A 10,005-nucleotide genomic window follows, 5' to 3' on the forward strand; every position below is an offset into this window, starting at 1 on the left:
CCCGGAGAGCCGGACGGCCACTCCTTCGGAGCCACGACCGGCAAGACCCGATCAGCCACATCCGGCCCTCCCGGGCCGCCTAACAACTTACGGAGCCCCGATGCGTCTGAGCGTTCCTCGTATCGCCCCCATTCTCATCGGACTCACCTCCGCCGCCTTCGGCGTCGTCACGCCGCCCGCTACCGCACAACCTGCCACACCGGGTCCGGATCCACTCGGCGTATCGCAGTCGGCTACGGCACCTACCCACCCAGCGCTCGGCGCTCCCCCCGCCGAGGCAAGCCGACCCACTCATGCCACCAGCCAGCCGCTGACTGTGAACGTGCCCAGCTGCAGCGAGAGCGACCTGCAAGCCGCGATCGGCGCTGTCGCCGCAGTGGGCGGCGCGGTCAACCTCAGGCGCCACTGCACCTACACCCTCACCGACGCCGTACCGCCCAACGACGACAACGGACTGCCGATCATCACGAATAAAGTTACGATCAACGGTTGTGGCGACACCATCACCCGAGCCGCAACCGCGGCCAATTTCCGTTTCTTCGAAATCGACGGCCCCAATGGGAACCTCACTCTCAACGCCCTGACCCTCAGCAATGGTCACGCGTCCAGCGGCCTCGGCAACGGCCGGGGCGGTGCCATCTGGCTCAGCGGCGTCGGTCCCGCACTGACGCTGAACAACAGCAGCCTCACCAGCAACACCGCCGATTCCTTTGGCGGGGCCATCGACAACGACAACGGCACGGTGAGCGTCAACAGGAGCACGCTCTATAACAACAGTACGAATGCCTCCGGCGGGGCCCTGTTTGCCAGCCCATTCGGAGGTTCCGGCACCGCGACCTTCGACAGAAGCAGGATCACCGGCAACCACGCAAGAACCCTGGCCGGCGGGATCGCCGCCGCTGTCGGCACGACGGTGACGCTGACCAGCACCCAAGTCACCCACAACGACGTCACCGGTACCAATCCGCAGGGCGGCGGCATCGCGCAAGCCGGAACCATGACGCTGAACAGAAGCAAGGTCACCGGCAACACCATCACCGGTGCCAATGCGCAGGGCGGCGGCATGGATAACCCACCCAACAACTGCGGTAGCCCCAGCACCGTACCCGGCTGCTCCTAATACCCGGTGATTCTCCATTTCCGCCCGGTTGCAAGGAGAAGGCGATGCATCTGACCGACCCGGCAGGTGAACCTGCAGCGCGGTCCGGGGGCCGAAAATGAGGGGGCCCTGGACGTGGCTGCGGGCGGGCGGGGAGCCCCGTCTCGACTTGCCATCCTGTCGCCCTCTCGGGCCGCTGAGGCTCGGCCGATGTGTTGATTGCTGAGCGCGCCTCTCATGCGTCATTGCACCCGTCAGTGAATGATGTCCGGGGCCGCAGATGCATCCGTCTCGGGCCCGCCGTCCTTCGAATTTCCCGATCGAACAGACGACGAGAGTAGGACACTTCATGAGTCCTGAACATCAGAGCCGCTCTGGCCTCGGCCCGCTTGGGCTGCGGACCGAGATGCTCACCGGCGGTGCGATGGCGTCGCTGGTGCTCGTCATGCTGGGGATCATCAACCCGGCGCTCGCGTCCTCGCCCCCATCGAGCACTCCCGCAGTGGCGGTGAGCGACAAGGGCAGGGACAGGTGCGACCGGTATCACCGCTACTCCGACAAGGGGGCCAGTTCCGTAGCAGAGACCGACGGAGGCAGGTGCCGCGGCAAGACCGGCGCGACAGGGCCGACGGGCCCCACCGGGCCTCAAGGTGAAAGCGGACCGACAGGGCCCACCGGCCCCACTGGGCCTCAAGGTGAAACCGGACCGACAGGGCCCACCGGCGCCACCGGAGCGGGCGTAGGAGGAAGCATCGGGGTCACTGGCCCCACGGAAACTTTTAATCCTCAGACCGGCGGCAGCGCTTCGGTAACGTGCCCGGCGGGCACCATTCTCTCCGGCGGAGGATATTCCACCAATTCCGGTCTAATGGTGGTGACTACAATGGAGAAGGCTGCGGCTCCCCCGAACACGTTTACTGTGTCTGCTTTCAACTTCAATACCAGCAGCACGGCGTCGATTTCCGCCACGGCGATTTGCCTCACTCCGTGAGTATTTGAGTGGCCACGATCGGGGTGACGCGTGAGCTCGACGCCATCGACGTACTCGTGCCGGAGGTCGCCCGGGTCGTCGCTGAGACCGAGGTCGCTTTCAAGCCCACGAAGTCTTCAGGGTGAGCCCTCTCTCGGAGCCGATCAGCAGATGGCGGCCTCCGCCTCCTGGGGCAGAGAGCGCGAGCGCGAAGCCACGAGCCCAATGCTCAAGGCCCGGACTGTGGTTCAGGGTGTTGTTGAGGTCGAAGGGGTCTGATGCAGGTTCGGGTGACATCTTGACCTGCCCCACCTCTCAGGTTCCAGTTCTGGTGGCTAACTGACAGCCCTTCACGGAAGGCTGGCAGTCATGCCTCGTCCCTATCCTCCGGAGTTCCGGGCGCGCGCCATAGCGCTGATCCACGCCGGCAAGCAGGCCAAACAGACAGCGGTGCAGCTCGGCATCCGTCCCGTCACGTTGTCGAAGTGGTTGCGGCAAGACGACATCGACAACGGGCGGCGACCGGGAACGCCGTCGAGCGAGTCTGCTGAGTTGCGGGCCGCTCCGCCCGCGCTGCGCCGACGCGCGCCCACACATGGATAGGACCGGAGGCCATGAGTCGATCACCGCATAGAGCGGCCCACGGCCAAGACCATGCCTCCGGCGGGGGATCGGCCGACACCGGGATGGTGGGGACGCCGTTCCCATCTGCGGGGCCGTAAGTGGCGTGCGTGGGGTGCTCCCATCCCGCCTGCCATCGCCCCAGGCAATGCCGAGCTGACGCGGCCCAGGGCGTCAAGGTCGTTCGTACAGTAGCGCGCTCCACCTTGACGCCCTGAACCACGCCCGCTCCACGGTGTGTGGGTCGACGGCAGACGGGATGGGAGCTGGGGAAAGTGGTGGGTTGAGGAGGTCGCGAGGTCCAGCGATCATCTGCGTCACGGTGTGCTGGTGTGTGGTCAGATGCCTGCCGGGTTCGAGGCGTGAGAGGTCAGCCGACGCAGCCGGTGACGATGACGGGGCTGCCGTCGCAGTTGGTGGGGATGTTGTGCCGGATCTCGGACCGGTTCACCGTGAACTGGGAGGGGGTCCATACGCCGCCCGGTGCTGTGGTGGAGGCGTTGTTGTTCACCTCACTGTGGTCGAGCGTCACCGTACTGCCGGAGTTGAGGATGCCGCCGGCCAGTGAATTGGAGCCGTTCGCGCTGTTGCGGTCGACCGAGCTGTCTCGCAGCATCACGGGGCCGCCTTCTGAGAGAATGCCGCCTCCCTCGCCGTCGGAGCCTCCTACGACGTTGCCTGAGACCTGGGTCTTGATGAGCGTCAGCGAGGCAGCAGTCCAGATCCCGCCGGCCTCATCACTCGAGGTGGTGTTGTTGAGGATCTTGCTGTTGATGAACTGGACGGTGCCGCCGAAGATACTGATGCCGCCTCCCTCGCCGCCGCCGCCGGCGTTGTTCTTCAGGGTGGTGTTGCGGTAGACGGCGTCACCGCTTTCGTGGTCGATGGCGCCGCCGCTACCGGCGGCGAAGTTGTGGTCGAACACGACCCCGTCGGTGGTGACGGTACCGTCCGACCGCAGGCCTCCGCCCACTCCGCCTGAGTTGTTGAAGGTGAATTGGCTGCGGGTGATGTACGCCGTGGCTCCCGGCTCGACATCGACACCGCCTCCCTCGATGTCGGCGTGGTTGTTGTCGAGGACGGCCTTGCTGAGCTTCAGCATGCCGGAGGCGTCGACGAGGATGCCTCCCCCGGCATCGGGTGCGTTGCCGCCGCGGATCGTGAGGTCGTCTAGCCGCAGATCACCGGTGGAGGTGACGTGGAAGATACGGAAGACACCGGCCGCCACCCCGTCACGCACGATCGTGGAGTCCCGGCCCTCGATGGTGAGCTGCCTGTCGACGGGAGGCAGCCCGTCGTTGCCGGCGTAGGCGGCGGTCAGGTGGTAGGTGCAGCGGCGGGCCAGGACGAGCGTGGATCCCGCAGGCGCCGTGATGAGCGCGTTGATCAGGGCCGTGGTGTCGCACGGCACCGGGATACCCGATCCCGATCCTCCCGCGACGGCCGGTACCGCACTCACGCCGTTGACCACGATCGTGGCCAGGGCGGCAATGGCGGACAGGGTGGTGTATCGCATGGCTCTCCTCGAAGTACAGGCACCTTCGGAGCACAGACGATCCCTCGCCCGTGTCGTGGACACTGGGAGCAAAGCCGCCCCCTGCACCTCTCCCGGTGAGCCGCAACCCCTCCTCACCCGGGCACAGCAGCAGATTCGGTCAAGAGGCCGCATACGTGGTTCAACCCGCCTGTAGGACCATGGCACTTTCCGTCGTCTGCGACAGAGGCCCTCTACAGGAGGCAAGGCAATCCGCGACCTGGTCGCGACTCCCTGCACGGCGGGGTGGAAGGACAGTGCGAGTGCCAGGACGTCGCGGAGTTCGGCGATCAGCAAGAGCGTCCGCCTCGTGCCCAATTCAGCGGGATCTCCCGGAGATACCAGGGGCGTGAGGGGTCAGCCGACGCAGCCGGTGACGATGATGGGGCTGCCGTCGCAGTTGGTGGGGATGTTGTTCCGGATCTCGGACCGGCTCACCGTGAACTGGATGTTGGTCCACACGCCGCCCGGTGCGACGGTGGAGGCGTTATTGTTCACCTCGCTGTGGTCGAGCGTCGCCGCTCCGAAGGCGTTGAAGATGCCACCGGCCTGCGAATTGCCGGACCCGTTCGCACTGTTGCGGTCGACTGAGCTGTCCCGCAGCACCAGGGTGCCGCCGGACTCGAAAATGCCGCCGCCCAAGCCGGCGGAGCCTCCTACGACGTTTCCGGCGACCTCGGTCTTGATGAGCGTCAGCGAGGCGTCATTCCGGATCCCGCCACCTTCCGAACCCGTGGTGGTGTTGTTGAGGATCTTGCTGTTGATGAACTGCGCGGTGCCGCCGAAGAGCTGGATCCCGCCGCCGCCGATGACTGAGGTGTTGTTCTTCAGGGTCGTGTTGCGGTAGACCGCGTCACCGTCGTCGTGGCCAATGGCCCCGCCGTCAGTGGCGGCGAAGTTGCGGTTGAACACGACGGCGTCGGTGGTGACGGTACCGTTCGACTGCAGGCCTCCACCCGAGCCGCCCGAGTTGTTGAAGGTGAACTCGCTGCGTGTGATGTATGCGGTGGCTCCTGTCTCGACATCGACGCCAGCTCCATCGGTGGTGGAGGTGTTGTTGTCGATGGTGGCCTTGCTGAGCTTCAGCATGCCGTCGACGAGGATGCCTCCCCCGTCGAAGGACGAGTTGCCGCCGCGGATCGTGATGTCGTCGAGCCGGAGGTCACCGGTGGAGGCGACGTGGAAGATTCGGAAGGCGCCGGCCGTCCCGTCACGGACGATGGTGGCGCCCTGGCCTCGGATGGTGAGTTGCCTGTCGATGGGGGGCAGTCCGTCGTTGCCGCTGTAGGCGGTGGTCAGGTGGTAGGTGCAGTGGCGGGCGAGGACGAGCGTGGATCCCGCCGGCGCGCCGGCGATCGCGGTGGTCAGGGCCGTGGTGTCGCACGGAACCTGGATACCCGATCCCGAACCTCCCGCGACGGCCGGTACCGCGCTCACGCCGTTGACGAGAACCGTGACCAGGGCGGCGATGCCGGACAGGGTGGTGTATCGCATAGCTCTCCTCGAAGTGCAGGCACCGCCGGAGCACAGACGGCCCCTCGTCCGCCTCCCGGACACTGGGAGCAAAGCCGCCTCCCGCACCTCTTCCGGTGAGCCGCAATCCCACATCACCCAGGCACAGCAGCAAATACGGCCAAGTAGCTGAACCGTCGCCCGACAGGACTGCAAGACGAGGACACTTCACCGCCACAGACGCCCGGCGAGCTCCGCAAGCGGGCAATGGGAACGACGTTCGAACGCCTGAGTCCAGCAACACCCGCCGGAGACCCGAAGGCGACCTGTATGACCGTCACTGACCGATCGCTGCAAAGCCACGGATCAGAAGGTGCCCGTGCCACTTCGGTACCAGATTCAGCGGGGAGCCACGGGGAACGGCAGTAGCGGACGCGTAACTGATCTCCCGTCCGCCTACGTAGTCGCTTCGCAGGTCCGGGCACCGTCTACCCAACCTCGCTCCTAAAGCGGTGCTCACAGAGGCAGCGACCCCAGCCCATGGGCTCATCGGGTGTTCCCGGCCCTGGGCGGTGGGTGTCAGGCAGTGCCGAGCGTGTGCCGTTGGCAGTGTGCTCTTGTGTCGTCCGGCCCCGCCTGGGTGGCACCGCCCCAGCGGCCCTCTCGGGGCCTCGCGAGGATCGGAGAGACGATGATGTCAGGATAGACGACCGGGGTCATGCGATGACCGGCACGATGCGGGGCAGGTTCGAACTGCTCGTGGTGGTGACCTTGGTGGTTCAGGGACTGTTCCTGGGGGCCGGGACCGCAGAGGCCGCAACCTCGAACTTCGCACCGAGCGTCGACTACCCCACCGGCAACGCCCCTGACGCGGTGGCGGTGGGTGATTTCAATGGTGACGGCCACCTGGACCTGGTCACCGCGAACTTCAACGCGAGCACGGTGTCGGTGCTCTTGAACAATGGTGACGGTACGTTCGGTGCCAAGACCGACTACCCCACCGGCAACACCCCTGCCGCGGTGGCGGTGGGTGACTTCAACGGTGACGGCCACCCGGACCTGGCCACCGCGAACTTCAACGCGAGCACGGTGTCGGTGCTCTTGAACAATGGTGACGGCACATTCGGCGCCAACACCGACTACCCCACCGGCACCCACCCTGCCTCGGTCGCGGTGGGTGACTTCAACGGTGACGGCCACCCGGACCTGGCCACCGCGAACTTCAACGCGGATACCGTGTCGGTGCTCTTGAACAACGGTGACGGCACGTTCGGCGCCAACACCGACTACCCCACCGGCGCCAACCCCAACTCGGTGGCGGTGGGTGACTTCAACGGTGACGGCCACCCGGACCTGGCCACCGCAAACTCCAACGCCGATACCGTGTCGGTGCTCTTGAACAACGGTGACGGCACGTTCGGCGCCAAGACCGACTACCCCACCGGGGCTACCCCCAACTCAGTCGCGGTGGGTGATTTCAACGGTGACGGCCACCCGGACCTGGTCACCGCAAACGAAAGCGTGCATACAGTGTCGGTGCTCTTGAACAATGGTGACGGCACGTTCGGCGCCAAGACCGACTACCTCACCGGCTTCGGCCCTGCCTCGGTCGCGGTGGGTGACTTCGACGGTGACGGCCACCCGGACCTGGTCACCGCGAACTCCGGCACGAATGCGGTGTCGGTACTCATGAACAATGGTGACGGTACGTTCGGCGCCAATACCGACTATACGACCGGTGGCGTCCCTGTCTGGGTGGCGGTGGGCGACTTCAACGGCGGACTGCCCGACCTCGTCACCGCAAACCAGGGCACGAGTACGGTGTCGGTGCTGCTCAACACCACTGGCCCGGCAGGTCCGGTGATCACCAGTCCGGCCGACGGAACAACGATCACGGACTGCCAAGGACGCCCCAAGCACCACAACGTCATGGGAAGCACAGGGCAGCGCTGCACGGTGACTTTCACCGGCACCGGCAGTTCCGGTGACACCGTCTCCGTCACCGATGAGCACGGCGCCACGATCTGCACCGCCATCGTCGATCCCGCCGGAAACTGGACCTGCACCTCGAAGAGACCGATCCCCCCAGGGCAACACACCTTCACTCCCACCGCCACTGCCCCCGGCGGTGGCACCACCACCGGCCCCTCCGTGACAGTGACCATCGAGCCGCAACCACACAAGCCCTGCAAGCCGCACAGGCGGGGCCTTGACGCGGCAGGTATGACCACCGCTGACCGTTCCCGCCAGAGCCACGGATCAGAAGGTCTCTGACATCCACGGCCGACATCAACGACACCGGACTGGGGCGTACACCAGCGTCCCTGTCCGGCCGTCGTACCAAGCGACGGCCGCAGCCGGAGCGGGATCGGATCGAACTTACAAGGCGGACGTCTCGGCCACATGAAGAGCGCCCTCCCAAGTTGTCTTTGGGCCGTAGGTGTCCGGGCTGTCCGGTCACAGACGGCTGTGTACCACCCGAAGAGTGGTACCGCCCGTCGGCGAAGCCGACCTCTCAATGGGCGAAGGAGCCGGAGGCGACTTCCGATCTGCTCTGCCTCTCCCGAGGAAACAACGCCTCTGACGCCTTCACGAGGGCGCACCGTAGCCCAACTGCGGACACGCTACCTGCCTGATACGCACTATTTGCGATACACGAGGGCACCGCACGCCTGCCGCGATCAAGGGGCATGCTGGTCAGGGCACATTCGCAAGCCGAACTCTGATTGTGCTCCGGAGCCGTTGTTCATCGCCGGAATGCCACCCTCCGGTGAATACGCGGTGGAACGGATCACCGAAGCATCTTCGTAGCTGCTTAGCACCAGGTAAGAGCATTGATAGTACGGAAGTAGATCAGTCTCCTCTAGGCACTTGGCCGCAGGTTCGAGTCCTGCCGGGGCGCCACTGAGAGCCCTCCCTCCGGGAGGACCTTTTTGCTGGTCAGAACTGGTGAAGCTAGGTACAGCGAAGCCCCGGGCTCCTCCTCGACGATCAAGGGGAGCGTCCGGGGCTGTCCGGCTGGAGGTAGCAAGGTCCAGCGATCATCTGCGTCACGGTGTGCTGGGGTGTGGTCGGATTCCCGCCGGGTTTGGTTCGTGAGGGGTCAGCCGACGCAGCCGGTGACGATGACGGGGCTGCCGTCGCAGTTCGTGGGGATATTGCGCCGGATCTCCGACCGGGTCACCATGAACTGGGTGCCGGTGTACACGCCGCCCGGCGCGACGGTGGAGGCGTTGTTGTTCACTTCACTGTGGTCCAGTGTCACCGCACCTCCGTTGTTGTAGATACCGCCGCCCTGTGAAGTGCCAGAGCCGTTCGCGCTGTTGCGGTCGACCGAGCTGGACTGCAGCACCAGGGTGGCTGAGGAGTCGTTGTAGATGCCGCCGCCCGTGCCGCCGCCGCCTCCTACGACGTTGCCGGCGACCTCGGTCTTGATGAGCGTCAGCGAGGTATCGTTCCAGATCCCGCCGCCGGTTCCACCCGCGGTGGTGTTGTTGAGAATCTTGCTGTTGATGAACTGCGCGGTGCCGCCGTCGAGGTCGATGCCGCCGCCGTCGCTGCCTGAGGCGTTGTTCTTGAGGGTCGTGTTGCGGTAGATGGAGTCGCCGCTCTCGTGGTCGATGGCTCCGCCATAATTGGCGGCGAAGTTGCGGGCGAACTCGACCCCGTCGGCGGTGACGTCGCCGTCCGACTGCAGGCCTCCGCCCGCGCCGCCCGAGTTGTTGAAGGTGAACTCGCTGCGGGTGATGTACGCCGTGGCTCCGAACTCGACGTCGACGCCGCCTCCCTCGGTGACGGCGGTGTTGTTGTCGAGGGTGACCTTGTCGAGCTTCAGCATGCCGGAGGCATCGACGAGGATGCCTCCCCCGTCATCGGGCGCGTTGCCGCCGCGGATCGTGACGTCGTCGAGCCGCAGATCACCGGTGGACGTGACATGGAAGATACGGAAGACACCGGCCGACACCCCGTCACGGACGATCGTGGAGTCGCGTCCCTCGATGGTGAGCTGCCTGTCGATGGGGGGCAGTCCGTCGTCGCCGGCGTAGGCCGCGGTCAGGTGGTAGGTGCAGTGGCGGGCGAGGACCAGCGTGGATCCCGCCGGCGCCGTGGAAATCGCGTTGATCAGGGCCGCGGTGTCGCACGGCACCTGGATACCCGATCCTCCCGCGACGGCCGGTACCGCGCTCACGCCGTTGGCGAGAACCGTGGCCAGGGCCGCGATGCCGGACAGGGTGGTGTATCGCATGGCTCTCCGTAAGTTGTTAGGCGGCCCGGGAGGGCCGGGTGTGGCTTATGGCTCTCTGCCTTCAGTGGCTTCCAAGGAGTGGC

General features: G+C 65.8%; 6 protein-coding genes and 1 pseudogene. 3 read left to right on the forward strand and 4 right to left on the reverse strand.

The features are described 5' to 3' along the window. The first annotated feature begins 316 nt into the window (after window positions 1–316). The gene (locus tag ABZ845_RS31430; RefSeq protein ID WP_360986783.1) at window positions 317–1,120 is read left to right on the forward strand and encodes a hypothetical protein; all 804 of its coding nucleotides are present in this window, start codon (window positions 317–319) and stop codon (window positions 1,118–1,120) included. 765 nt (window positions 1,121–1,885) lie between these two features. Here ABZ845_RS31430 and ABZ845_RS31435 read toward each other — a convergent pair. Then, window positions 1,886–2,068: a hypothetical protein gene (locus ABZ845_RS31435; RefSeq protein ID WP_360986786.1), complete on the reverse strand. Its 183-nt coding sequence runs from the start codon at window positions 2,066–2,068 to the stop codon at window positions 1,886–1,888. Window positions 2,069–2,438: 370 nt separating this feature from the next. Here ABZ845_RS31435 and ABZ845_RS31440 point away from each other — a divergent pair. Continuing rightward, window positions 2,439–2,633: pseudogene (locus ABZ845_RS31440) on the forward strand (transposase); the annotation flags it as partial. A gap of 427 nt (window positions 2,634–3,060) precedes the next feature. Here the strand turns inward: ABZ845_RS31440 and ABZ845_RS31445 are convergent. Further along, window positions 3,061–4,206 (reverse strand): hypothetical protein, encoded by a 1,146-nt coding sequence (locus ABZ845_RS31445; RefSeq protein ID WP_360986789.1) that lies wholly within the window; start codon window positions 4,204–4,206, stop codon window positions 3,061–3,063. Window positions 4,207–4,581: 375 nt separating this feature from the next. Then, window positions 4,582–5,718 carry a hypothetical protein gene (locus ABZ845_RS31450; protein ID WP_360986792.1) on the reverse strand — a complete coding sequence of 379 codons (1,137 nt, stop codon included), beginning with the start codon at window positions 5,716–5,718 and terminating at the stop codon, window positions 4,582–4,584. A gap of 681 nt (window positions 5,719–6,399) precedes the next feature. Here ABZ845_RS31450 and ABZ845_RS31455 point away from each other — a divergent pair. Beyond that, a complete protein-coding gene (locus ABZ845_RS31455) occupies window positions 6,400–7,950 on the forward strand; it encodes a VCBS repeat-containing protein (RefSeq protein ID WP_360986795.1) in 1,551 nt (516 codons plus the stop codon). A gap of 829 nt (window positions 7,951–8,779) precedes the next feature. Here ABZ845_RS31455 and ABZ845_RS31460 read toward each other — a convergent pair. Beyond that, window positions 8,780–9,922, reverse strand: a complete 1,143-nt coding sequence (locus ABZ845_RS31460) for a hypothetical protein (protein ID WP_360986798.1) — start codon at window positions 9,920–9,922, stop codon at window positions 8,780–8,782. Window positions 9,923–10,005: the final 83 nt, after the last annotated feature.

Source organism: Streptomyces sp. NPDC047022, from assembly GCF_040644155.1.
Lineage (GTDB): Bacteria > Actinomycetota > Actinomycetes > Streptomycetales > Streptomycetaceae > Streptomyces.

What these genes read in the sequence shown, in the direction of transcription:
- ABZ845_RS31445 (WP_360986789.1), bottom strand. Translation starts at nt 4,206, where the DNA reads ATGCGATACACCACCCTGTCCGCCATTGCCGCCCTGGCCACGATCGTG.
- ABZ845_RS31450 (WP_360986792.1), bottom strand. Translation starts at nt 5,718, where the DNA reads ATGCGATACACCACCCTGTCCGGCATCGCCGCCCTGGTCACGGTTCTC.
- ABZ845_RS31455 (WP_360986795.1), top strand. Translation starts at nt 6,400, where the DNA reads ATGACCGGCACGATGCGGGGCAGGTTCGAACTGCTCGTGGTGGTGACC.
- ABZ845_RS31460 (WP_360986798.1), bottom strand. Translation starts at nt 9,922, where the DNA reads ATGCGATACACCACCCTGTCCGGCATCGCGGCCCTGGCCACGGTTCTC.